The sequence below is a fragment of the Leptotrichia sp. oral taxon 847 genome, assembly GCF_001553645.1.
GTDB lineage: Bacteria > Fusobacteriota > Fusobacteriia > Fusobacteriales > Leptotrichiaceae > Leptotrichia.
The window spans coordinates 110,781-135,774 of the sequence record NZ_CP014231.1 but is presented as its reverse complement, the minus strand read 5'-3'; the positions used below and the strand labels follow the sequence as shown (position 1 = coordinate 135,774).

The following is a 24,994-nucleotide window of genomic DNA, read 5'->3' as shown; positions in this document are numbered from 1 at the left end:
AAAATAAATAAAATAAAGTTGACAAAATAACTTTTAATATTGTATTATTTAAGAGTGAAAAATAAAAAAATAGATGGGAGAAAAAAATTATGAGTAAGTATTTTGAAACCATAAATTTTTGGATTGAAAATTTATTAGATTCTACGGAAAATTATACGATTGAAAGTAGTGAAAGGGGGAGGCATATTGATGTTACAATTAATGTGATAAAAGAAGATATGGGGAAAGTGATCGGAAAGAATGGAAGAATTATCACAGCACTCCGTGTTCTTATTTCTTCAATTGCCAAAAAAGATAAAAGATCTGTAAAAATTGAGATAAAAGAGATGTAAGGAAAGAAAAATTATGAAAAGTTTTAAACTTAGAGTATATTACTATGATACCGATAAAATGGGTGTTGTCTATCATTCAAATTATTTAAAATGGATGGAAGTGGCAAGAACTGAATATTTTAGGGATATTTTTCCATATAAGAACATAGAAGATATGGGATTTATTTTGCCAGTGAAAACGCTTAATATTGAGTATATTAGTTCAGCTAAATACGATGATGAAATTGAGATTTTTGTAAAAATTGAAGAAATTAATAATATAAAGATTAAATTTTATTACGAAATTTACGATTCTAATAAAATTTTAAAAGCAAAAGCTAGTACAGTAAATGTATTTGTAGATGAAAATGGAAAATTGAAAAGAATTTCAAAAGAAATGTTAGAAATTTTAAAAAAGTAAAATTTATTGGGTAATAAAAAAATTTTTTAGAAAAGAGGACTTTTAAATGAAATTAGTTATTGGAAATGATCATGCAGGAGTGGAGTTTAAAGAAAAAATAGTAAAAGCGTTGGAAGAGAAAGGATACGAAGTTATTAATGTTGGAACAAATTCTTTAGATTCCGTTGATTATCCTGATATTGCTGCTTTGGTATGTGAAAAAGTATTAGATGGAAAAGCTAAATATGGAATAATCATTTGTGGAACTGGAATTGGGATTTCGATTGCGGCAAATAAAATTAAAGGCATCAGAGCAGCACTCGTTTACAATGAATTTACAGCAAGACTTTCTAGACTTCACAATGATGCGAATGTCATTGCATTAGGTGCCAGAGTAATCGGGGATGAATTGGGACTGGCATGTATCGAAACATTTATAAATACCGAATTTGAAGGAGGAAGACACGCTAGAAGGGTAAATAAAATAGAAAAATGTTAACAAAAATAGCAGATTTTAAGAAAGTATATAATTTTATGTAAATTTAAATGTATAAATTCAGTAATATAGAAAATCTTTACTGTAATTGTGAAAGAAATTTACAGTTGATGAATAAATAAAATTTTTAGAAGGGAGCGTGTGATATTTTTATTTTCACACGAGAAAGATATGTCAACAATTTTTAAAAAGATAATAGATAAAGAAATACCAGCAAATATAGTTTATGAAGATGATGATTTTTTAGCGTTTTATGATGTACAGCCACAAGCAAAAATTCATGTTATCGTGATACCTAAAAAAGAAATAAAAAATTTGGATGAAGCGACTGATAAAGATGCACTGCTACTTGGAAAGTTGCAGTTGACAATTGCAAAGATTGCACGAGATTTGGGAATTTCTAAAGATGGTTACAGAGTTATCACAAATATCAATGAAAATGGTGGACAGACAGTTTTTCATATGCATTATCATATTTTAGGTGGAGAAAAATTACCAGAAAGTTTTAAATAATAAAGACAAATAAAAAAATTTAAAGATTTTAGATTAATTTAATTACAAAGAAAAAGAAAGAGAAAATAAATTTGATGAAAGATATAATAGCGAGTTCGGATAATAAATTTTATAAGTTGTTAAAAAAGTTGGATAAAAAAAAGTATAGAGATGAAAACAGTATTTTTAAGGCTGAAGGTGAAAAATTTTTAGGCGAAAATATAAATTTTAATAAAATTATTGTGAAAGAATCAAAATTTGAATATTTTGAAAAAAAATATAGTATTTCTAAAAATGAAAATTTGACAATTTTAAAAGATAATTTATTTGACGAAGTTTCAACGCAAGAAAACAGTCAAGGAATAATTTTTTTGTACTCCAAGAATTTGAATACGATTTCGGATATAAAAGGCGATGTTGTCATTTTAGATGACATTCAAGATCCTGGCAATGTTGGGACAATTATTAGAACAATGATTGCAACAGGTTTTTACAACTTAATTCTTACGAAGGGTTCAGTGGATGTTTATAATCCAAAGACTGTGAGAGCAACTATGAGCGGTATTTTCAAATTAAATATTATTTATGAAACACCTTCAAATATTGTAAAATTTTTGAAAGAAAATAATTATTTAATAATTTCGACGGTGTTACACAAAGAATCTGTTTCGTACGAAAAAATAAAATTAAAAGAAAAAAATGCTTTTATTTTTGGACATGAAGGTGGTGGCGTATCTAACTATATGATAGGTAATTCAGATATAAAAGCAATAATTCCAATTTGCGGGAATATTGAATCTCTCAATGTAAGCGTTGCAACGGGAGTTTTTTTATATAAAATGAGAGAAAAAATTACTGAAAAAAGTAAAGATTTGTGTTAAATTTATTCATGTAACTGTTTATTTTTCCTGTTCATAATTTTATTCTGTTCTCAATAGATGTGTTTGATAATGTATTTTTTTATTGAATATTAAGTAATTTTATTTTTTTAGATTAAGTTTTTTATTTTCTTTCAGAAAATTTTCAAAATAGTTTTCTTTAAAATTTTTTAAAAATATAAAAATCTTTGAAATAAAATAAAATTATTAAAATAAATTTGTAAAATGACTTGAAAGAACGATAGAATTTTGGTAAAATAAGAATAATATGTAATTTAATGAAAATTTTGAAAACAAGAAATTTTATAAAAAATTCTTATTGAAATTAATTTTCAAAAATGATACCATTAAATAAAAATGGTAAAAGATTTTATAAAAAAATAGGAGGTACAAAGTTTTGAAAAAATTTTTGATGATAATATCAATATTATCAATTGCAAGTCTTTTGAGTGCAAATAATAAAGATTCTTCAAAAGATATTAATAAAAAGCCAAATGAAATAATAATAAATAATGGCGGAAGTAATAACAATAGTAGTAGCGGACGTAGTAGCGGACAATCGAATGTAAACACAGTTCCAGGCAGAAGCGGAAATCAGACAATTAGAAACTCAATAGGAAATATTACAATAAATTCTGATTATACTTCACAAGGACAGAATTATAGACAAAGATTTATAATCCTTCACTATACCGCAATTGGAAGGGAAGGATCACTAAAAACTTTGACAACAGAGGAAGTAAGTGCACATTACTTAGTTTCTGATGATAGAAATGATCCAGTTTATTATTTGGTAGACGAAAGTAAAAGAGCTTGGCATGCTGGACTCAGCGAATGGAAAACATCTAAAAATCTAAATGACAGTTCAGTTGGAATAGAAATTGTAAATGATGGGGATGCACATGGAGCATTTGTTCCCTATAAAAGTTTTCAAATAAAAAATGTCGCTGTTCTTGTAAAATATTTATCTGATAAATACCAAATACCAGCAACAAATATTTTGGGACACGAAGATATAGCACCTCAAAGAAAATCTGATCCAGGTCCATTATTTCCATGGAAAGAATTGTACAAAAAATACAATCTTGGAATGTGGTATGATGAAGATAAAAAGCAGGCTTATGAAGCTCAATATTCAAGCATTTGGAATACGGTTACTCCGTCAGTGGTACAAACTGAGTTAAAAAAATTTGGTTATGCAATAGATATTACAAACGGATGGGATAAACAGACGCAAAATGTAATAAAAGTATTTCAGCATCATTTTAGACCGTCAAAATATGATGGAAAAATTGATTTAGAAACATTTGCGATTTTAAAAGCGTTAAATGAAAAATATAATAATAAATAGTTGATTTTTATATTAAGAAAAGAGGGAAAATGAAAGAAAGATTTTCAGATAGAGTACAAAATATGCACTATTCACCGATTAGAAAACTTGTTCCTTACATTGATGAAGCCAAAAAACAAGGAGTGAAAGTTTATCAATTTCATATTGGTCAGCCTGATGTGGAAACACCTGATACTTTTTTTGAAGGATTGGATAATTATAAGGAAAAAATTGTAAAATATGCAAATTCAGCAGGAATATTGGAACTAAGAGAAACATTTGTAAAAGCTTACCGAAAATCGGGAATTGATATTTCAGTAGATGAAATGTTAATAACACAAGGTGGAAGTGAAGCAATCCAAATTTCGCTGCAAACTATTTGTAATCCAGGTGATGAAGTTTTAGTTCCAGAGCCTTATTACACAAATTATGACAGTTTTTTGAGAGCAGCTGATGCGAAATTGATTCCGATTGAAACAGTTATTGAAAATCATTATCACCTTCCTAAAAAAGAAGAAATTGAAAAATTAATTACACCAAAGACAAAAGCGATATTATTTTCTAATCCTTCAAATCCAACAGGAATTGTATTTACGAAAAAAGAGATGGAAATGATAAAGGAAATTGCGTTAAAATATAATTTATTTATAATTTCTGACGAAGTTTATAGACAGTTTATTTACGACGAAGAAATTGAAGCACAATATCAATCATTTTTGACAATGGAGGAAATTAAAGACAGAGTCATCTTGGTTGACAGTATTTCAAAACATTATAGCGCATGTGGAGCAAGAATAGGAGTTATCATTTCAAAAAACAAAGAATTTATGGCGCAAGCACTAAAATTTTGTCAGGCTAGACTCTCTGTGTCAACGATTGAACAGTATGCAAGTGCAAATTTGATTAACACTCTTGACACTTATATCGATAACACAAAATTGGAATATAAAGTCAGAAGAGATATGATTTATAACAACATAAAAAAAATTCCAGGAGTGATTACGTATAAACCTAGTAGCGCTTTATACTTGTTTGCAGAATTGCCTGTGGATGATATTGAAAAATTTGTAATTTGGTTGCTTACCAAGTTTAGATATAAAAATCAGACTTTGTCATTTGCACCAGGACCCGGATTTTATACAACGCCTGGAAAAGGGACAAAGGAAGCCAGATTTTCATTCTGTACACATAATTTAATAGAGATTGAAAATGGAATGAAAATTTTAAAATACGCCTTAGAAGAATATAATAAAAACAATAAATAAATTATTTTTAAGGAGATGAATAAAATATGAATTTTGTTTACATTTCGCCACAATTTCCAAAAACAAACTGGGAATTTTGTGATAGACTGAAAAAAAATGGAGTGACTGTTTTAGGAATAGCCGATGTTAACTATGATGAGTTGGATGCTAAATTAAAAAATGCATTAACTGAATATTACAAAGTTTCATCATTAGAAAATTACGATGAAGTTTTGAAAGCTGTGGGCTTTTTTACCCATAAATACGGTAAAATAGACTGGATTGAGTCAAATAATGAATATTGGTTAGTTAACGATTCAAGACTTCGTACAGATTTTAATGTTACAACAGGAATACAATTTAATAAAGTTGCAGGAATAAAAGAAAAATCGAAAATGAAAAAATCTTATAAAAAAGGGGGAATTCCTACAGCGGATTATTCAATGGTAACAACTTTGGCAAAAGCTAAAAAATTTATTGAAAAAGTAGGTTATCCTGTTATTGTAAAGCCTGATAATGGCGTTGGCGCAAGTGATACTCACAAAATTTCGAATGAAAAAGAATTAAAAGATTTTTTTAAAGGATTGAATAAAGATATAAAATATATAATGGAAGAATATATTGAAGGAGATTTAGTTTCTTACGATGCAATTGTAAACTCAAAAGGAGAGCCTATTTTTGAAACTGGAATTTTTGAGCCGACAATTATGGATGTAGTAAACAAAGAATTGGATGTCTATTATTACGTTGAAAAAGAAATGCCCGAAAAACTTTTGGAAATAGGAAGAGCCACAGTAAAAGCATTTGGAGTAAAGAGCAGATTTATTCATTTAGAATTTTTTAAATTGAAAAGTGCTAAAAAAGGCTTGGGTAAAAAAGGTGATTATGTGGGACTTGAGACAAATATGCGTCCTGCAGGTGGATATACGCCGGATATGTATAATTATGCAAATAATACTGATGTTTATCAAATTTGGGCTGATATGGTAGTTTTTGATGAAATAAGAAATGCTGATTTAAATAAAGATATTGAAAAAAATTATTGCTTTTATGCAAGCAGAAGAGATAATAAAGAATATGTCTATTCACACGAACAAATAAAAGAAAAATATGCAAACCAAATTGTGATGGATGAAAGAATGCCAGATATTTTTGCAGGAGCGATGGGAAATTACATGTATACCGCTAAATTTAAGACTGAAGAAGAAATGAACGAATTTAAAAAAATGGTGCACGAAAGAAAATAGAAGGAGAGAAGATGCAAATAGAATACATAAGAGAATACAGCCCTATACTTAATAGAGACGTGGAATTTAAAAAATATGGCTATTCTGGAAAGCCAGTTTTAGTATTTCCATCACAAGATGGAAATTGTAATCAATATGAAGAATTTGGAATGATAGATGTCTTGTCAGATTTTATCGAACAGGGGAGAATTCAGGTTTTTTGTATAGGAAGTATTGATACTGAAAGCTGGTCAGATAAAAACGGCAATCCTCGACATAGAATTGAGATGCAAGAAAGATGGTTTGAACATATTTGTTATGAAATGGTTCCTAGAATCCAATATATTTCCTGGAGAAGCGATATAATAGTTACGGGATGCAGTATGGGTGGAACGCACGCTGGAATTTTATTTTTTCGTAGACCAGACTTGTTTGATACATTAATTTCTTTAAGTGGACAATTTGATGCGAGAATGTTTTTTTACGATTATATGGATGACTTGGTTTATAACAACTCAGTTGTTGATTTCTTGGGAGATATGCCTTGGAATCACCCTTATTTAGATTTGTACAGACAAAAAAATATAATTATCTGTATTGGACAAGGAGCATGGGAAGGAGAATTGTTACCTAGTAACAGGGAGCTTGACAGAATTTTATGTGAAAAGCAAGTGCCTGCCTGGTTTGATTACTGGGGTTACGATGTCGCTCATGACTGGCCTTGGTGGAGAATCCAAATAAGATATTTTATGGAACACATTTTATAAATTAATAAAAAACATATAATATTTTATTAGTTAAACTAATTTAATAATATATGTTTTTTTTCTTTTTCTTTTATTTCTCCAAATTTTTTAAAGTTTCTTTAATACCTTTTGCAAAAGATGCGGGATTAAATTCTGTTATTGAATATTCTGCTAATCCATTTAAATAATATGGATCATTTCTAAAAATTTTTTCCAATTCATTTTTTGTAACATTGTGAGCTATAATAACAGCACCGTTTACTGGATTTTTTCTTCCTACAGCCAAAAATTTTCCAGAAAGAATAAAATTTTTAACATAGGCTAAGTGTTCTTCTCTTTTTTTGTCAATTTCGTCCAAACTTTTTTTATAAGTTGAAATAACAACAAACATACTCATTTTTATTCAGGTTCCTTTCTTTTTTGTATATTTTAGCATAAATTCAAAATTAATAGAAGATAAAAAATAAAAAAATAAAAGTTTTAGAAAAATAAAAAATAAGTTTTTTTTAAAAATTTATTTAAAAAGATTTCTTTTTATGATATACTGTTATATGAAGTATGAGTATTCATTTAAAAAATAAAATAAAAATAAACTTGTTTAAATTTTATTTTTAGATAAATAAATAAGAAATGAAAGTTTTAGTTCACTTATTATAATAGTTGGCTATTAAAAGCAGTCAATTATAAAATTTTAAAATTAAAAGTTAGGAGGAAAAAATGTATGGGGATTTTTGATTTTTTTAATAAAGCTGAAGAAAAAAAACATAACTCCGAAGAAGAAAAAAATGAAGCTGCAACCAGCAAAAAAAAGTTTGTCGATGAATTTAAAATAACTAGAGATACTAGTGAATTAGAAGAAGTTTCATATTATGACAACTTCGGTAAAGAAATGAAAATGAAAAAGAAAGAATGGATACAAAAAAAATTAGAGCCTGCGATAAAGAAGAACTGGAATAATGTAGAAAATTTACATCCAGTAATTATAGATGCTTTTTCAAAAAATTTATACAACGAAGTAAAAGAAGCCGTTTTCAGGTTTTATGCCAAAGACCATAATTTTGAGAGAAAGTTAAATTTGTTGGGGACTTTTTATATTAAAACAGGTACTCCAGAGCAGGCAATAGAGCTTTATGAAAGAAACTTAAACAGTGAAAATATAACTGAATCACTTTGTATTTCTTATGCTGAAGCGTTGGAAATGGAAGAAAAATATTCAGAAGCAGAAAAAAAATATTTAGATGCACTGGAAAAAAATCCAAATTCAGCAGTAGCATTTAAAAAATATTTTGATATTGTAAAAAAAAGAAGTAATTTAGAATATGAGAGCAAATTGGAAAAATTATCTTCGATAAAGGGAAATTGGCGTGCCAAAGTTATGGAAGCGGTAGTTTTTTTTAAACACGGAGATAAAGAAATGGGAAATTTTTATTTAACGGCAGCGTTAAAAGAATCCAGTTATAATTCTGAAATAATGAGCCTTACTTCAAGTATTTATATTTTAAATGAGATGTACGAAGAATTTGAAAAATATGTTTTGCCATATTATGTTCCTGAAAAACATGGGGTACAGACGACCTTGAATGTGTTAGAATACTACTGTGCTAAAAAAATATATAATAAAGGATTGGAACTTTGTAAGTTTGTATCAAAATATCCTTGGATTGAATATTGTAAAAAGTTTATGAAGTTGGAAGAAAAATTTTTAAAATTAAAAATTAGATTGGAAAGTAAAAATAAAAACGAAAAAAATAATTTACTTCCAAAAAATAAATTCTTTTCAACAAATAAACCACTTTGGTATTATGAGTTTAATAAACCAGAATTTTTATTGAATCAAAGTAAAAGAGTGAAACCGAATATTTTAATTTTGACGCTTACTTCAATTGGTGAAAAATCCGAGTTAGCGGAAAATTTGGCAGTTTCTTTGCCACTTTATTTAAACGAGAATTTACATTATAAGACAAATTTGAATTATCAAGTGGCGATCGCTTATCGTAAAGAAGATTTATTTGTTTCGAAAACGAGATACAGCGTTGATTATATGAAAAAAATACGAGAATCAAACACAAATTTGAACTATGTTTTAGCAGGAAATATTTCAAAAATTAAAAATGTTGAAAAATATGAAATAACAATTTATTTGTACGATGTTTTTAATGAACAAAAACTGTTGCTTGTAAATAAAGTGTATGATGATAAAAATCTTTTTCAAGTGCAAAATGATCTGCTAAAAGAAATAAACAAATTTTTTGATAGAAATATGTCGATAAAATATGAAAAAGATATGGGAAATCTAGTTTTATTTTCTCAAAAGATGAAATTTTTGTTAGAGCCGAAAGAGTACAAAAAACATCAATCTTGGCGTTACAAAAAACTCCTTTCAGACCAGATTGATGTAGTTTTGGAAGATAGAAAAAATGATTTAAAAAAAATAAATTTATTGTCATTGTTATATGAAGTAAAAAAAACGAACAGTCAGTTATTAAAAGAGCAAAAGCCTTTACTTTACAGTATGAATATCGAAGGAATATTTGAAACCCAGACATTAAAAGTTTTGGCGCCAATTATTTTTAATATTTTTGACGATGAAGAAAATTTTGTGGCTAATTTGGAAGCGTTAAACATTACTGATTCCACTTACGTCGAATGGGTCAAAAGATTTATTGAAAAAGAAAGTTAGTCAGGAGAGTTTTTTATGAAAACTAAAAAAATAGAGGAAAAAATAATAAAAAAGTTTAGAGAAAATCCATCAGAAATAAAAAAACTTTTAAATTTATTTAGAAATTTGGTGGGAATACTTATATCTTTTCGTTTTATAACATTAAATTTAGATTTTTATAACACTGTTTTTAAAGAGTTTCCCAATGATAAAATTCATTATATAACAAGCCATTTAGTTATGGTAAGTTTTCTTTTTTGGATTTTTCTTTTTTGGACAATTTTTTCTTTTTATAAAAAAGGAAATAGAGAAAATTTGGGATTTAATATAATGTTTTTAATTTTTATTGTAGTTTCAATGCTTGTGGACATTTCAAGAGTTTATTTGGAAAGTTCACCATACTTTAATGATTTAGTAACTTCTTCACAAGGATTGACAACACGAATAGGATTAGTAAGAGTGGCATATATATTTTTTTCAATTTCTTTATTCTTTTGTATGTGTAACACAAAAAATTTTTTCTTAATAGTAATTTCAGTGTTGACTTTTTCAAATGCAGTAATGATTTGGTTGGACTTTGACGCAGATATTACAGCCATTTTGAGAATAATCATAGGAATTATGTGTATTTTGTTTTACGGATATGAAATAATAATTTCAAATTTTATGTCAAGAGTGATAACGAATAATAATATACAATAATAAAATAAATTTTTAACTCTAGTAGTTATTTATAGATTAATATTTGACTATAAATAATGTACTAGAGTTTTTTTAGGTTTATTAATAGTATAAAAATTTTTTCAAATTAAACAAACATTATCGGACGTTATTTTTTATAAAAAAATAATATTAAAACCACATAACTAAAAATATAAATATTTTAATGTTATACTATTCCCTCGTTTAAAAAGCGAATATTTATTCTAATTATGACAGAGTAAAAAATATAGAGGCAAATAAAAAATCTTAGTTTTAAGTTTTTCATTCAATCCAGAAAGTTACTAAAATATTTTTTTCTTTTTTAAGCAGAAGTGCTCATCGCCGCACCCCTGCACCCCGGCAAGGCTCAAGTCATTTTTATGCACTGACAAAAAACTCGCACTAATCGTGCTCAAACAGTTTTGTCAGCACATAAAAATGCTCCGACGGTTTAAATTTTACTACCATATAAAAGTGTCGTGATTTTTTGGGAGTAAAGACGACTGTTTGAACGAAGTGAGTTTCGGCTTTGCTTCCAAAAAATGCTTAGACGAGCGTGGGGATTATAAGGGGAAATGGCGGTCCTTTCCCCTTATGTAAAAAAATAAAAAAATAATATTAAACAAAATAACATTCTGCCCCTAAAATTTTTAAACCATCTTCTAATTATTTGAAAATAAATATTAGATTTAACCTACTAAAAAGATTTATAATGTATTCGCTATTCAAATGGGGTTTAGTATAATTTCCTTATAAATAAAAAAATCACCATTTATTATTTCAATTTTTATTAATTAAACATATTTTTTAGACCAATCTAGCTTTAAAACTAAAATGAAAAATAGAATTCCGGCACACATATTTGAAAATAAATTTCCCCAAAAAACAGAGTAGACTCCTAAAAACGATTTTGTAAAAAGTATGAACAAATATCTAAAAAACCAAATTCTTAAAATTGACATAAACATCGGTACTTTTGTTCGGCCAAGTGCTATAAAAACTCCTTGACAGACACAGAAAATTCCAAAACTTATTACAGAATACGTATAAATATTTAAGGCTTTATTTGCAATATCTAAAACTGCTTTTTCTCTTGTGAAGGACAGTGTTAATGTTTCATCTAAAGGAAGAACCAAAGATATTATTAAAATTGCTATGACTATACTTGTTGCTATTCCGTAGTAAAAAATGTTTTTTGATTTTTTTATGTTATCAATTCCCATATTCATACTTACCATACTTGTTACAGTTGTTCCAATGGAAGATGGCAATATAAAGCAAATTGAATTTATATTTGCTGCAATTCCTTGCGCGTTTAAAGATATTGCACCATATTTTTCCACTTCTGTATTTATTAAGAAAAATCCTAATTGAATTAACATATAACTTATCATTGATGGAAAACCTATTCGAAGTAGTTTTTTTACGATGGGAGGAATAAATTTATAATTTTTTATTTCCAGACGCATATCGCTTTTTTTTATAAATAAATCGTGATACATCCAAATTGTTACAATAACGTAGGAACAAAGTGTTGCAATTACAGCGCCAACTATTTTTAGTTTAAAAAAATATAGAAAAATTGTGTTAAAAATAATTTTTAATATAAGTAGGATAAAAACTCTTATAAGCGGAACTTCTGGACGTCCAATTGAATTTTTTGCTGCGTTATAAATTGAAGCTAAAAAATTAAATGGAATAACTAAAGAATAAAGCGAAATATAGATAAACACGTTGCTTTTTATTTCTGGAGTTGTATATTCGGCAATAAAAAAAGCCAAAATTATACAAACTGGAATTAGTCCTAGTCCAACCAAAAAGCTGAATACAAAAATTTGAAGTGATGTCTCTTTTACAGCACGAATAATTCCACGTCCATAAAGATTTCCAATCATCGCCATTGCGGCGACACCGAGTCCTTGTGAGAGTGCTATCATTATATTTAAAATAGGCTGACTAAAAGAAACTGAACTTGCAACAAGTACACCGCCTAAATTATTTAAAAAAAGTCCGTCTGAAAGTGGAATTAATGCTTGTATTATTCCAACCATAAGAGTTGGGATGGATAAAAATAAAAGTGTTTTTAAAATATTCCCATTTAAAATCATATCACGGCGTTCTTCTGACGATTGTTTTGAAAATAACATAAAAATCTCTCCTTTTCTATAGAATAAATCGAATTTTTTGCTCTTATCTTTTTAAAATAATATTTTTTTGCTGCTAAATTAAATGATAACATTTAAAGGAAAAAAAATCAATAGATTTGTTTTGATAAAAATAAATATGTTTGCATATCTTAAAATCGTTTGGTATAATACTACTATGAAATATTTGAAAAAAACTAAAATATAAAGAAAGGTAAAAATTTAAAATGTTTAAAATAGGATCACATGTGGGAATGGGTGGAAAAGATATGTTTTTGGGTTCTGTGAAAGAAGCAATTTCTTACGGCTCAAATACATTTATGATTTATACTGGAGCTCCGCAAAATACTCGAAGAAAACCAATTGAAGAACTGAATATTGAAGCAGGGCTTAAACTTATGAAGGAGAATCATATTGACATTGATGATATTGTTGTGCATGCTCCTTACATAATTAATCTAGGGAATGCGATAAAGCCTGAAACATTTGAGATTGCAGTGCAGTTTTTGAGAACAGAGATTGAAAGGACAGATGCTATTGGAGCAAAAAGAATTGTTCTTCATCCAGGTGCTCATGTTGGGGAAGGTGAGGAAGTTGGGATTAATAAGATTATTGAAGGATTGAATGAAGTTTTGACAAAAGATCAGAAAACGACTGTAGCACTTGAGACGATGGCTGGAAAAGGTACAGAATGTGGAAGAAGTTTTGAAGAAATTGCAAAAATTATTGATGGTGTGAAATTAAAGGATAAACTGACAGTATGTTTTGATACTTGCCATGTTCATGATGCTGGTTATGATATTGTGAATGATTTTGAGGGAGTTATTGAACAGTTTGACAAAATTGTCGGAATTGACAGAATTTCAGTAATTCACTTAAATGATAGTAAGAATGTGTGTGGTGCGCATAAAGATAGACACGAAAATTTGGGATTTGGAAACATTGGCTTTGAAGTGTTAAATAAAATTGCACATTTTGAAAAATTTTCTCATTTGCCAAAAATTCTAGAAACGCCTTATGTGGCTTTGAGCGATGATAAAAAGGCTAAGAAAGTTCCGCCGTATAAATTTGAGATTGAGATGCTTAGAGCTGGAAAGTTTGACAAAGATGTGATGGAGAAAATAAAAAATCAGTAAAAGGATAATTTTTAGGAAAGAAGTGATAAAAATGACAAAAAATAATGAATTAACAAAAAAGGAAATGTTTGAAATATTTAACAGAAGATATGCGTGCAAAAAATATAATAAGACAAAAGTTGTTTCAGACGAAGATTTTATGGCAATTATTGAGGCTGGGCGACTTTCTCCTAGTTCATTTGGGCTTGAGCCTTGGAAATTTATTCTTGTGAAGAATGAGGAAATGCTGAATGACATGAGAGAGTTTGCTTGGGGAGCAATTAACAGCTTGAATGGAGCGAGCCATATTGTTATGGTGCTGGCTAGAAAAGGTGTTATTGGTGATAGCAAGTATTTTGAGAGAATTGGGAAGGAAATAATAAATATTTCTGATGAAAATTTTAAGATTAGAAAAGAATTTTTTATAAAATTTCAAAAAGAGCATTTTAAATTGCTAGAAAGTGAAAGAGCATTATTTGACTGGGCTTCAAAACAGACTTACATTGCATTAGTAAATATGATGAATATGGCTGCGGCTCTTGGGATTGACAGCTGTGCAATTGAAGGATTTAATAAAGAAATGGCTGAAAAATACTTTTCTGAAAAAGGTGTGTTTGATTTGAAGGAATATGGAATTTCATATTTCGTAAGTTTTGGGTATAGAGATGAAGATATTACTCCGAAAACTAGAAGAAAACTTTCGGAAGTTTATGAGGTTGTTGAGTAATAATTTATAAATTTTTTAGAGAAAAATATTAAAAATAATGTAAATCTGAAATTTTCAGATATATTTTAACAATTAGTCATATTATTAAAGAAAGAAGTGGTAAAAATGTCAAAAGATATAGAATTAAAAAGAAAAGAAATTATAGAAATATTCAATAGAAGATACGCGTGTAAAAAATTTAGTACAAAAAAGAGAGTATCTGATGAAGATTTGAAAATAATTTTAGAAAGTGCAAGATTATCACCAAGTTCGTTTGGGCTTGAACCTTGGAAATTTTTATTGTTAAGAAATGAAAAGATGAGAGAAGATTTTAAGAAGTTCTCAACTGGAGCTATAAATAGCTTGAATGGAGCGACAGAAATTGTAATAATTTTAGCTAAAAAGGGGATTACTGCGGATAGTGAATTTTTTAGACATAGCTATAAAGATGTAAAAAAATTGCCAGATGATGTTTTTGAAATTAAGAAAAATAGTTTTTCAATGTTACAGGAAGAAAATATGAAATTGTTGGAAAACGAAAGAACTCTTTTTGATTGGGCTTCAAAACAGACTTACATTGCACTTGGAAATATGATGACTGTTGCTGCTTATTTGGGAATTGACAGCTGTGCAATTGAAGGATTTAATAAAGAAAAAGTAGAAAAATATTTGTCAGATATGGGGCTTCTTGACTTAAGTGAATACGGAGTTTCTGTGATGGTAAGTTTTGGGTATAGAGATGAAGAACAGCCTAAAAAGATAAGAAAACCGCTTTCAGAAGTTTTGGAAATAATTGAATAATTTATAGAAATTCTAAAATTACGATATGAAAAAAATAAAAAGGAGCTTTGAATGAAAAGAAGACTTTTAATTGCGTTAATTTTATTATTAACAGTGTCGTGCGGCGAGAATAAAACAGAAAAAATATATGAAGAAGAATTAATGAATTTAAAAATTAATGGGTATGATGATTCAAAACAATTAAGTAAAAATGATATAAAAGAGATAAAAAAAATGCTTAAAAAAAATTTTAAAAATTTAGGAGTAACAGCTGTAACAAAAGATGGCAGATTTTTTATAAGTAAATACGTTACCAATCCTAAAAACAAAGAACAAACTGCGAAAGAAGTAGCAATAGAAAGACCCGATATTACTGATACTATCGGAGAATGGTGTAAAAGTAAAGGAATAGAATTTAAAGTTATCTTCGTTGCTTTTTTTGACAAAGAACAAGATAAACGAATTAGTCAGTCAATGTATCATTCTCATATTTTAGAAATTGAATATGAAGATAAAGATTATAAAAAAGCATTGCAAGAAGGCTTTTCTAAATATGCAAGAGCCACAAGATTTTAAAATAGGAAATATTTTTCTAAAAAAAGATGTGTTTGATTTGAAAAAATATAGAATTTCATATCTTATAAATTTTAGATACAGAGATGAAGAGATTATTCCGAAAACTAGAACAGAACTTTCGGAAATTTATGAGATTGTTGAGTAGTTTTATTTGATACATAGAATGATAAAGATAAAAACACAGTTCTGGTTGGTAGTCCAGACGCAGTAATGTAAGTAACCTGCCTCCTTAGGTTGTCCATTCTTTATTATAAATTTTTTAAAGGAGGCTGAAATTATGAAAAAAATTTCAGGAAAATTGACAATTTTTTTTGAAAATCCGTTTTGGGTAGGAATTTTTGAAAATTTTGAAAATGATAATTTGTCAGTTTGTAAAGTAACTTTTGGTTCAAAACCTAAAGAATATGAAATTTATAATTTTATATTAAAAAAGTTCTATAATCTTCAATTTAGTAATGAAATGAAATCAAATTTTGGGGAGAAAGCAAAAAATCCAAAACGGAGACAACGAGAAATAAAAAAAGAACTTCAAAGTAAAAAATTTTTGAAAAAATTGGAAGAAATTTTAAAACTACAGTATGAAGAAAATAAAAAAGAAAGAAAAATTAAAACAAAAAAAGAAAAAGAACTTGAAAAACAGAGAAAATTTTTATTGAAACAGGAGAAAAAGAAACAGAAACATAAAGGGAAATAAAAAGTTTTTATTTGTCAGTAAAAAATAAGGTATATTTTAGAAAAGAGGACTTAATTAGTCCTCAAATTTATTTGAAAAGAAAGCATATAAAACGGAAGTGTTTAGTGAAAAATATATAATAATCCAAAAAGGTCCGAAAATAAATATTAATGGGAAAGATATAAGAGCTATAAAAAATGAAGCAAATGCTACTAAAATTTTTAAACCAACATTAGTTTCTTTTTTTGAAGAGTTGCTATATTTTTTTCTGAAAAGTTCTTTTTTCATTGCTTTTTCACCAATATTTTTAAAATAACTTTTTATTATATCTTCATATGGTTTGATCTCGTCTTTTGACAAATATTTAAAAAATTTTATAATATAAATTTTCGATTTATTAAATAACTTTTTCATAAAAAACACCTCTAATATTTTTTATTTTCTTATTTGATTTAATTATACCATTGTTTTTATTTTTTTCAACAAGTATTTTAAATATTTAATTTTTTTTAATTTTAAAAAGAGATATAGATGAACTTAATTATAATTAAAGATATAATTTCTGAAAAAATATTGTAAAAAATCAAAGTTCCAATCAGAAAAATCCTAAAGTTATTAAGTTTAATGGAAAAGAAATTTATATAGAACAAAAATCAAATATAAAAAAATAGGAGGTAATTTATGAGGAAAAAATACATAATATTGTTAATTATTTTATTTCAAAGTATTGTATATTGTAACTCAAATAAGTTAATTAATTTGGGATTACATAGTATGAAAAAAGATGAATCAGCAATTGGTGCTGAAATAATGGGTGGATTTGATTATGTTTTAAACAATGATAATTTTAATACATATGTTATGTATTTTAAGGTATATGAAAATCCAGAAAATTCGTATGGTGTTGAATATATAAAAAATTATGATGCACTCAAATTTTTTTTATCTAAAAAAATAGAGGAATATTATTCTAGAGAGTATATTCCACTAAAAAATGGAGAGAAGTTTTTATATGGAAAATTAGTTTGGGATAATTTAAAATTTAAAAATTCAACAAAATTAGAATTATATTATATTAATAAAGATGATATTGAAATAAAAAAAGTTTATTTCTTTGATAAAGTAATTCCTTCAAGTCTATATGATAAATTTGATTATTTTGAAGAAGAAGGGTACTATCCTATATCAACTATTAATGAAGAATTTACAATATTTACTGAAAATAAGATAATTCATAAAAAAAGTCCTTATTTACTGAGTTATGAAAAGAAATTTGTAGAAAAAATATTTAAGTTATTTAAAGATAAAATTCCAAAAGAATATTTTGAATATAGAGAAAAAGGAGAATTTGTAACACAATTTGAAAAAGAACAGGATAAAAATAATGAAAAAAGAAAAAAATTAGAAACAAAAATTGAAAATATACAAATTAATTGAAAATAAAATATTTAGGAATTTTTAAATTCAATAACACTGACAGAATGTTAAAATCATAAAAAAAATAGATGAGAACACTACCATAACAATATAAAAACATATGTCAGACAGACCGCCAGCATACATAATCGACGATATGGCAAAAGGTGGAATGGGAAGAACTTCAAGAATAGGAAACGGAAGTTATCTTGAAAATTATAACAGAGGAAAGACTTCAAATGAAGTGCCACCATTTGCGAACAGGGAAAATATTCATAGAAATAACAGTACTCAAAATTATGAATTCAAGTCTCAAAATAATGGTCTAAATAGCAGTAGCATTAAATACAACTAACTATTTTAATGTACCTAAACTTTATGAGTATATTAAACCAGTAATAATTAAACCAGATTTTTACGTAGGTCCAAATGGAGCAAGTAGCACATTGCCAGCAACGGCATATAGGTATATGGATTTCTAAATAGTATAACTAGTATGAAGCTACTAAAAAAGAAATGTCTGGTCCATTATCCTATTTTGGATTTGAAAAAATTGATACTGCATATCAGGTAAGAGACAGATACTAGATAGCGTATGATTATTATAATAATAATCAAAATCATACTTGGAGTAATGCTTCTGTAAGAGGAACTTTTGATACACTGCAATTATTTGATAGTAAAGGAAATCCAAAAGTAAGAATACCCTATACTAAGGGAGATACCGGAAAAGAGTTGGAACCGTTTACTATATCGTATCCCGAACATGGTCAAGGTGGTGCTTTTCAATTGCTTCCTGTTGATAAAATGGATATAAAATATGATAAATTGGATATTTTACCAAATCCAAGAATAGATTTAATATTAAGAGAAAAGAGGTAACATTATGAAAGGTTGGATAGAAGAATATGCAATATTAAGAAAATTTATAGAAAAATATTGCGAAGAACAAGACAAAAATCGTTTGATAGAAATATTAAATATGAAAGATAGATTTTTATTTAAATATTTTGTTAATGAATTTTCTAAGTTAAAAATACCGAATAAAATGACAGAAGAAGAATTAAAGGAATATAAAGAAAAAATTATGATGTATATTTAAAAAATTAGAATTAAGAATACAAATGCAAGGATGTATTAATTATAATCATACATTAGGATAGCCTATTTATGAAGGAGGTATAAAATGAAAATGAAATTTTGTTATGAATTAGACCCTGTTGGGAAAATGTATATGAATTCAGGTGCTATAGTAGATGCGAAAAAATATAATATAGGATATTCGATATATTTAGGAAGATTATTGTTTATAATTTCAGATAAAGGTATAAATGAATCACTCAAAATTATAGACAAATTAGAAAAAGGTATTTTAACTTGTTATGAAGCAGGAACAGAAACAATGGATTACTATATGTATAAAAATAAAGTAGATTTTATAGATTGGTTTGGAGACTATGATGATTGGAGTTGTGCAATAGAAGAATTTACAAAAGCTTTATTAGGAAAAAAGAAGTTTTTAGAAATGCCGAGAGATATAAATAGTTATCTTGAAGTTGAAATAAATGATTTATAAAATTATTTCAAATCCTCAAATTTAAAAAGAAAGCGTCACAGAGCGTTCAAACGACTTTATTTTAAATATCAAGTTGTGGTATAATTAACATATATTGGAATTATTTATAGGAAAATAAAAGAGGGAGTGATTCTATGAGAAAAAAAGCTGTTCCTGTGGGAATTGAAGATTTTAAAGAGTTGATACAAGATGAATATTATTATGTAGATAAAACTTTATTAATAGATGAAATGTTAATGAATAAATCAAAAGTTACATTATTTACAAGACCACGTAGATTTGGAAAAACATTGAATATGTCGATGTTGAAATATTTTTTTGATGTAAAAGATAAAGAAGAAAATAAAAAGCTTTTTGAAAATTTGAAAATATATAATAGTGAATATATGAGTGAACAAGGGAAATATCCTGTAATTTTCATTTCACTGAAGGATTTAAAAGGAAATACTTGGGAAGAAAATTTTATGTTGATAAAAAAACATATAAAAAACTTATACATGGAATTTTATGATTTAAAAGATAAATTGAATCCTATTTTTAAAAATGATTTTGAAAAGGTAGTTATGGAAAAAGAAGAGGCTGACTGGATTTATTCTCTTAAAAATCTATCAAATTATTTGTACGAATATTATAGAAGAAGTGTAATAATTTTGATAGATGAATATGATGCTCCAATAATAAATGCTTTTGATAAAGGATACTATAATGAAGCGATAAACTTTTTTCAAACATTTTACAGTTCAGCACTAAAGACAAACAATTCCTTGAAATATGGTGTTTTAACAGGAATAACTAGAATCATAAAAGAAGGGATATTCTCTGGTTTAAACAATCTTTATGTGAATACAATTTTAAGTAAGGATTATTCAGAATATTTTGGACTTCTTGAAAGCGAAGTAATTGAAATGCTTGAGTATTTTGATATGAAATACAAAATCGAAGAAGTTAGAGAATGGTATAATGGGTATATTTTTGGAGAAAGTAAAGTGTACAATCCCTGGTCTATTGTAAATTATGTAAGAGAAAAAGAAATTAAGGCATACTGGGCAAATGTTTCAGGGAATACACTTCTGGAAAATATGCTTGATCATGCTGGAGAAAGTGCTTATGATGATTTAAAACGGTTTACTGATGGAGAAAGTATTGAAAAATATATTTCGGATGGAACTACGATAAAAAGTCTTTTAAATAATGATGATGAGATATGGCAATTACTCTTATACAGTGGGTATTTGACAAAAGATGAAAAGCAGAAGGAAATAGATGTAACTTCAGAATATACAGATGTTTATAACTTGAGAATTCCAAACAAGGAAATACGAAAATATTTTGGGAATATGTTTTTAAATAGATTTTTTGGAACAGAAGTGAAAACTAATATTTTGATAAAAGCACTTGAAAATGGAGATATTAAGAAATTTGAGAAGACATTGGGAGAAATAATGATAAATATGTTAAGTCATTTTGACTTGGACAAGGAAATGGAGAAGATTTATCAGGTGTTTATGATAGGACTTGTTGGATTTTTGATGGGGAAATATGAAATTATTTCAAATGATGAGAGTGGATATGGGAGATATGACCTTGCGATGATTCCGATAAAAAGCAATGAGAAGGCGTATCTTATGGAATTTAAAATATCGAAGACGAAAAAGGGGATGGAAGAGAGAGCACAGAAGGCGTTGAAACAGATTGATGAGAAGAAATATGATACGAAGCTTAAGGCAAGAGGGATAAAGAATATTTTGAAGATTGGGGTTGCGTTTTATGGGAAAGAAGTGAAGGTTGTTTTTAAATAGAGGTTTAAGTAAAGGTGGGAAATAAAGTGAGCTTAAAAAAAATAAAAGATAATTATTTTGAAAATTTAAAAATGAATAAATATGATTTTTTTAATAATTTAGTAAATGAAATAGGAAATTTTGCTTTTTTAATTTCTGAAATTTATAAAAGTGGAGAAGTTAAAACAAGTATTATTGAAAATTATGGTTATTATATTAGTAATGAAAGTTCTTTGTACATAGCAGAACTAAATGAAGCTAAGGAAATCAGAGTATATTATTCGTATGAGGAGTTATTTTATAATTTTTATTTATATTATCTAAAAAATATGGCAGATTATAGTGATTTTATGCTTTTTATTGAACAAGAATTGTATAATTATACACAATATACAGATAATTTGAAAAAATATAAGATAAAATTTGATTTAAATGATTTTTTTAATAGAGATAAATTAAGAAATTTTCTGATTGAATATAACAAAAAAGAAAATATTTATAATTATAATTTCATAAACTTTAATAGGAAATATATCAATTATTGGGATATCAATATATTAAAAAAATTTTATTCGTTTTTATTAAAAGAAGGAAAATTAAAAGAAATTTTGAATAAAAAAGAAAAAAAGTATACATTGCCTAAAACGAACTTAGAAAAATTTATTATAAATATTTTGAAAAATAAAATTGAAATAGAATATAAAAATATTGAATTAGAATATCATGATAGTAGAGGTATAGTAGGGTTTCAATACAAAGAAAAACTTGAAAAAAGTGATGTTGCATTATTGTAATATAAAAATATTAATGATTTAAAAGAAGAAAGATTCAGAAACTCTAGAGAAGAAATGAATGTCGAGATAATTTCTAAAGAAAATTTTTTAAAAGAACTTGAAATTATTGTTGTTGCCTATAAAGATATTTATAATGATAATGAAGTTCAAAAAATGTTTGAAGACTTTAAAAAAAATTTTTAGATGAGAGAACGTTTATAATAAAAAGAAATGAAAGAAGTAGAAAAAACAATGCGTTTATACTAGAAAAGTAAATGTAAATGAATTAATGGAAGAACTGTCAGAAAAAGTTTAAAATTCAAATAGAAGGAGAAATTGAGATGTGTAAGAAAAAAATATTAGAGAGTGTCCAGAATTTTGTGTAAACTCAAAATATAATATATGGTACAGGATGGTATTTTTATCATCCTGTTTTTAAATCCTTCCTTCAAAATAGAGAGTGTCCAGAATTTTGTGTAAACTCAAAATATAATATATGGTACAGGATGGTATTTTTATCATCCTGTTTTTAAATCCTTCCTTCAAAATAAATACTTAACTGAGAATATATTTCTCCCCAGCCCGGTATTCTTCCAGTCCATTTCCTTGTTGCTTCCTTTAAACTTAAATATACTGACTTCATCAATGCTTCATCTGTCGGATAAAGTGATTTTGTCTTCGTATACTTTCTTAATTGTCTGTTTAAGCTTTCTATCGGGTTTGTCGTATATATCAGCTTTCTTATCTTTGTATCATATTTAAAGTATGTTGTCAACTCATTCCAGTTACTTCTCCAGGAATTAATTACTGCCATATACTTTTTACCCCATTTTTCTTCTAGTTCATCCAGTTTAAACTCTGCCTGTTCCAGTGTTGGTGCATTGTACATTTCTTTTAAGTCTGATGTAAATTCCCTTACATCTTTGTAAGATATGTATCTTATGCTGTTTCTAATTTGATGAACCACACATTTTTGAATTTCTGTCTTAGGGAACACCGAAGATATTGCTTCGCTGAACCCTTTTAAATTATCAACAGACATAATTAGTATATCCTGAACTCCTCTGTTTTTTAATTCATTTAAAACATTTAGCCAGTACTTGCTTGATTCATTTTCTCCTATCCAAAATCCTAAGACCTCCTTTCGCCCTTCCTTATCTATTCCTATAGCTAAATATACCGCCTTTTTAACAACAACTCCATCTTTTCTTACGCTGTAATGGATAGCATCCATAAAAACTATTGGGTATACATCCTCAAGCTGTCTAGACTGCCATTCCCTAATTTCAGGTATAATTTTATCTGTAATTTTACTGATCATAGATGGCGAAACATCAATTCCATAAAGATTATTGAGATGGTCCTCGATATCTCTATTGCTCATTCCTTTAGCATAAAGAGAAAGAATCTGTCCTTCAATGCCAGTAATTTCTCTTTGATATTTAGGGATGATTTGAGGCTCAAACTCAGCATTTCTATCTCTAGGAATATCTAAATCAAGATTGCCATACTCACTTCTAACAGTTTTCTTGGAATGTCCATTTCTAGCATTAGAAGTAGTCTTATCTTTCATAGAATGTTTAGCATACCCCAGTTCATGCTCAATTTCAGCTTCAAGCATGGTTTGGATAGTACCCGAAAGCAAATCCTTAAGCATATCCTTAATATCATTAGTATCTTTAATATTGTAATCCTCAATCAGTGTTTTAAAAATTTCGTTGTCAATTTTCTTTTTAGTCATAACAAAAACCTCCAAATATTATACAGTTATTTTACCATATATTATCTAGAGGTTTACACAAAAATTTTTACACACCCAAATATTACTTTGTATTTTAATAATAATCTTTATAGTATTCTTTTTTTATAAAATTTAAATTTTTTCCTTTATCGCTATTTTTATAATATATATAATGAGTGATGGTTTTTATTTGAAAAATTTAGATTTCAAAATAATTAATTTAAAAGAAATATTTCTTTTAAAAAATTTAGAAAAAATAATGATTCTTATATTTTCTTTATTTATTGGGATATATTTTCTTTATTATACTTCAGTAGTGTTATCATACTATAAAGAAGTTTCTATTTTTAGGAATAAAATAAAAAATTCAAAAATTTATTACTCAGAAAATGGCAAGGAAATTGTATATTCTAAAGATTTAAAAAATATTTTCCTAAAGGAGTTAAATTTTTCAAATATTTTTAAAAAAACCTATCCTTATGATATTTCTTTTGATCAAAAATATTATTTTTACAATGATAAAAATGAAGAAATTGTATTCTATAATAATAATTGTGAAAGCTGGGATACAATTTTTAAGTTTCGTGGTTATGAAGATCATGTAAATATTAAAGTAAGAGATCATAATATATGTCAAAAAATTATTAAAGAAATAAGTGATAGTAAATGAGAATATATCCATAGACTGTATTTTTTTCTTCTAATTTAAATTGCTTTTCAAATTCAAAGTATCGTTTTTTAAAGTTAGTTCTTCTAAAAAATTAATTATTGGATAGAACTTATTTTTATATATTCTATAAAGATAAGATTTCTGATTAAATTTTTTAGATTTTAAATTACTTTATACATAAAAACCCATTAAATTTGGAATTTGCACAGATGGTTTAAAAATTTTAGGGGCAGATTTTTTAATTTCAAATTTTTTAGCTTATTTTTGATTACAAGATGTTATTTTGTTTAATATTATTTTTTTATTTTTTACATAAGGGGAAAGGACCGTCATTTCCCCTTATAATCCCCACGCTCGTCTAAGCATTTTTTTGAAGCAAAGCCGAAACTCACTTCGTTCAAACAGTCGTCTTTATTCCCAAAAAATCACGACACTTTTATATGGTAGTAAAATTTAAACCGTCGGAGCATTTTTATGTGCTGACAAAACTGTTTGAGCACGATTAGTGCGAGTTTTTTGGCAGTGCATAAAAATGTCTTGAGCCTTGCCGGGGTGCAGGGGT

At 26.9% G+C, this 24,994-nt stretch carries 30 protein-coding genes; 26 read left to right on the top strand and 4 right to left on the bottom strand.

All coding sequences use genetic code 11. The features are described from left to right. Window positions 1–89 precede the first annotated feature (89 nt). The 9 genes from AXF11_RS00650 (at window position 90) to AXF11_RS00610 (ending at window position 7,144) form a co-directional block, all read left to right on the top strand. Complete coding sequence (locus tag AXF11_RS00650) at window positions 90–332, top strand: KH domain-containing protein (RefSeq protein ID WP_068154036.1); 243 nt, start codon at window positions 90–92, stop codon at window positions 330–332. Between the two features lie 13 nt (window positions 333–345). After that, on the top strand, window positions 346–732 hold the full coding sequence (locus AXF11_RS00645; protein WP_068154035.1) for an acyl-CoA thioesterase: 387 nt from the start codon (window positions 346–348) through the stop codon (window positions 730–732). A gap of 46 nt (window positions 733–778) precedes the next feature. After that, a complete protein-coding gene (gene rpiB, locus AXF11_RS00640; RefSeq protein WP_068154034.1) occupies window positions 779–1,210 on the top strand; it encodes a ribose 5-phosphate isomerase B in 432 nt (143 codons plus the stop codon). Between the two features lie 168 nt (window positions 1,211–1,378). Continuing rightward, window positions 1,379–1,720 carry a histidine triad nucleotide-binding protein gene (locus AXF11_RS00635; protein ID WP_068158086.1) on the top strand — a complete coding sequence of 114 codons (342 nt, stop codon included), beginning with the start codon at window positions 1,379–1,381 and terminating at the stop codon, window positions 1,718–1,720. 74 nt (window positions 1,721–1,794) lie between these two features. Next, window positions 1,795–2,580: a TrmH family RNA methyltransferase gene (locus AXF11_RS00630; RefSeq protein WP_068154033.1), complete on the top strand. Its 786-nt coding sequence runs from the start codon at window positions 1,795–1,797 to the stop codon at window positions 2,578–2,580. Between the two features lie 394 nt (window positions 2,581–2,974). Beyond that, a complete protein-coding gene (locus tag AXF11_RS00625) occupies window positions 2,975–3,928 on the top strand; it encodes an N-acetylmuramoyl-L-alanine amidase (RefSeq protein ID WP_231724717.1) in 954 nt (317 codons plus the stop codon). Window positions 3,929–3,957: 29 nt separating this feature from the next. Further along, window positions 3,958–5,172, top strand: coding sequence for a pyridoxal phosphate-dependent aminotransferase (locus AXF11_RS00620; RefSeq protein WP_068154032.1), 1,215 nt, complete (start codon window positions 3,958–3,960; stop codon window positions 5,170–5,172). A 26-nt stretch (window positions 5,173–5,198) separates the two neighbouring features. Then, on the top strand, window positions 5,199–6,398 hold the full coding sequence (locus AXF11_RS00615) for an ATP-grasp domain-containing protein (RefSeq protein WP_068154031.1): 1,200 nt from the start codon (window positions 5,199–5,201) through the stop codon (window positions 6,396–6,398). An 11-nt stretch (window positions 6,399–6,409) separates the two neighbouring features. Further along, window positions 6,410–7,144, top strand: coding sequence for an esterase family protein (locus tag AXF11_RS00610; protein WP_068154030.1), 735 nt, complete (start codon window positions 6,410–6,412; stop codon window positions 7,142–7,144). 70 nt (window positions 7,145–7,214) lie between these two features. Here the strand turns inward: AXF11_RS00610 and AXF11_RS00605 are convergent, their stop codons facing one another. Next, entirely contained in the window at window positions 7,215–7,520 is a 306-nt protein-coding gene (locus AXF11_RS00605; protein ID WP_068154029.1) for a YciI family protein, read from the bottom strand. A 324-nt stretch (window positions 7,521–7,844) separates the two neighbouring features. On the opposite strand from AXF11_RS00605, the gene AXF11_RS00600 reads away from it, so the two are divergent. Both AXF11_RS00600 and AXF11_RS00595 read left to right on the top strand, forming a co-directional pair. Continuing rightward, the gene (locus AXF11_RS00600; RefSeq protein ID WP_068154028.1) at window positions 7,845–9,803 is read left to right on the top strand and encodes a tetratricopeptide repeat protein; all 1,959 of its coding nucleotides are present in this window, start codon (window positions 7,845–7,847) and stop codon (window positions 9,801–9,803) included. A 15-nt stretch (window positions 9,804–9,818) separates the two neighbouring features. Continuing rightward, complete coding sequence (locus AXF11_RS00595) at window positions 9,819–10,484, top strand: hypothetical protein (RefSeq protein ID WP_068154027.1); 666 nt, start codon at window positions 9,819–9,821, stop codon at window positions 10,482–10,484. Window positions 10,485–11,278: 794 nt separating this feature from the next. Here AXF11_RS00595 and AXF11_RS00590 read toward each other — a convergent pair. Further along, window positions 11,279–12,631, bottom strand: a complete 1,353-nt coding sequence (locus AXF11_RS00590) for an MATE family efflux transporter (RefSeq protein ID WP_068154026.1) — start codon at window positions 12,629–12,631, stop codon at window positions 11,279–11,281. 224 nt (window positions 12,632–12,855) lie between these two features. Here AXF11_RS00590 and AXF11_RS00585 point away from each other — a divergent pair, with 224 nt between their 5' ends. The 6 genes from AXF11_RS00585 (at window position 12,856) to AXF11_RS00565 (ending at window position 16,499) form a co-directional block, all read left to right on the top strand. Next, the gene (locus AXF11_RS00585; protein WP_068154025.1) at window positions 12,856–13,764 is read left to right on the top strand and encodes a deoxyribonuclease IV; all 909 of its coding nucleotides are present in this window, start codon (window positions 12,856–12,858) and stop codon (window positions 13,762–13,764) included. 31 nt (window positions 13,765–13,795) lie between these two features. Next, entirely contained in the window at window positions 13,796–14,470 is a 675-nt protein-coding gene (locus tag AXF11_RS00580) for an NAD(P)H-dependent oxidoreductase (protein WP_068154024.1), read from the top strand. Between the two features lie 105 nt (window positions 14,471–14,575). Further along, the gene (locus AXF11_RS00575; RefSeq protein WP_068154023.1) at window positions 14,576–15,250 is read left to right on the top strand and encodes an NAD(P)H-dependent oxidoreductase; all 675 of its coding nucleotides are present in this window, start codon (window positions 14,576–14,578) and stop codon (window positions 15,248–15,250) included. 51 nt (window positions 15,251–15,301) lie between these two features. Further along, complete coding sequence (locus tag AXF11_RS00570) at window positions 15,302–15,805, top strand: hypothetical protein (protein ID WP_068154022.1); 504 nt, start codon at window positions 15,302–15,304, stop codon at window positions 15,803–15,805. Next, window positions 15,783–15,950, top strand: coding sequence for a hypothetical protein (locus AXF11_RS10525; RefSeq protein ID WP_156440355.1), 168 nt, complete (start codon window positions 15,783–15,785; stop codon window positions 15,948–15,950). Before AXF11_RS00570 ends, AXF11_RS10525 begins: the two co-directional genes overlap by 23 nt. Window positions 15,951–16,082: 132 nt before the next feature. Beyond that, window positions 16,083–16,499, top strand: coding sequence for a YjdF family protein (locus AXF11_RS00565; protein WP_068154021.1), 417 nt, complete (start codon window positions 16,083–16,085; stop codon window positions 16,497–16,499). A gap of 54 nt (window positions 16,500–16,553) precedes the next feature. Here the strand turns inward: AXF11_RS00565 and AXF11_RS10520 are convergent, their stop codons facing one another. Beyond that, window positions 16,554–16,766 carry a hypothetical protein gene (locus tag AXF11_RS10520; protein ID WP_156440354.1) on the bottom strand — a complete coding sequence of 71 codons (213 nt, stop codon included), beginning with the start codon at window positions 16,764–16,766 and terminating at the stop codon, window positions 16,554–16,556. Window positions 16,767–17,159: 393 nt separating this feature from the next. Here AXF11_RS10520 and AXF11_RS00555 point away from each other — a divergent pair, with 393 nt between their 5' ends. From AXF11_RS00555 to AXF11_RS10990, 8 genes are all read left to right on the top strand, one after another. Then, on the top strand, window positions 17,160–17,915 hold the full coding sequence (locus AXF11_RS00555; RefSeq protein ID WP_068154019.1) for a hypothetical protein: 756 nt from the start codon (window positions 17,160–17,162) through the stop codon (window positions 17,913–17,915). Between the two features lie 100 nt (window positions 17,916–18,015). After that, a complete protein-coding gene (locus AXF11_RS00550; protein WP_068154018.1) occupies window positions 18,016–18,249 on the top strand; it encodes a hypothetical protein in 234 nt (77 codons plus the stop codon). A 380-nt stretch (window positions 18,250–18,629) separates the two neighbouring features. Continuing rightward, a complete protein-coding gene (locus AXF11_RS10515) occupies window positions 18,630–18,776 on the top strand; it encodes a hypothetical protein (RefSeq protein ID WP_156440353.1) in 147 nt (48 codons plus the stop codon). Window positions 18,777–18,780: 4 nt separating this feature from the next. After that, window positions 18,781–18,996, top strand: coding sequence for a hypothetical protein (locus tag AXF11_RS00545; RefSeq protein WP_068154017.1), 216 nt, complete (start codon window positions 18,781–18,783; stop codon window positions 18,994–18,996). An 84-nt stretch (window positions 18,997–19,080) separates the two neighbouring features. Continuing rightward, window positions 19,081–19,470 (top strand): hypothetical protein, encoded by a 390-nt coding sequence (locus AXF11_RS00540; RefSeq protein WP_068154016.1) that lies wholly within the window; start codon window positions 19,081–19,083, stop codon window positions 19,468–19,470. A gap of 134 nt (window positions 19,471–19,604) precedes the next feature. Next, window positions 19,605–21,269, top strand: coding sequence for an AAA family ATPase (locus AXF11_RS00535; RefSeq protein WP_068154015.1), 1,665 nt, complete (start codon window positions 19,605–19,607; stop codon window positions 21,267–21,269). Between the two features lie 26 nt (window positions 21,270–21,295). Then, window positions 21,296–22,042: a hypothetical protein gene (locus tag AXF11_RS00530; RefSeq protein ID WP_231724716.1), complete on the top strand. Its 747-nt coding sequence runs from the start codon at window positions 21,296–21,298 to the stop codon at window positions 22,040–22,042. Between the two features lie 54 nt (window positions 22,043–22,096). Further along, a complete protein-coding gene (locus AXF11_RS10990) occupies window positions 22,097–22,225 on the top strand; it encodes a hypothetical protein (protein WP_257720975.1) in 129 nt (42 codons plus the stop codon). Window positions 22,226–22,550: 325 nt separating this feature from the next. Here the strand turns inward: AXF11_RS10990 and AXF11_RS00525 are convergent, their stop codons facing one another. Then, window positions 22,551–23,762 (bottom strand): IS256 family transposase, encoded by a 1,212-nt coding sequence (locus AXF11_RS00525; RefSeq protein WP_068153993.1) that lies wholly within the window; start codon window positions 23,760–23,762, stop codon window positions 22,551–22,553. Between the two features lie 190 nt (window positions 23,763–23,952). Between AXF11_RS00525 and AXF11_RS00520 the strand changes: the two genes are divergently transcribed. Beyond that, window positions 23,953–24,432 carry a hypothetical protein gene (locus tag AXF11_RS00520; RefSeq protein ID WP_068154014.1) on the top strand — a complete coding sequence of 160 codons (480 nt, stop codon included), beginning with the start codon at window positions 23,953–23,955 and terminating at the stop codon, window positions 24,430–24,432. Window positions 24,433–24,994 lie beyond the last annotated feature (562 nt).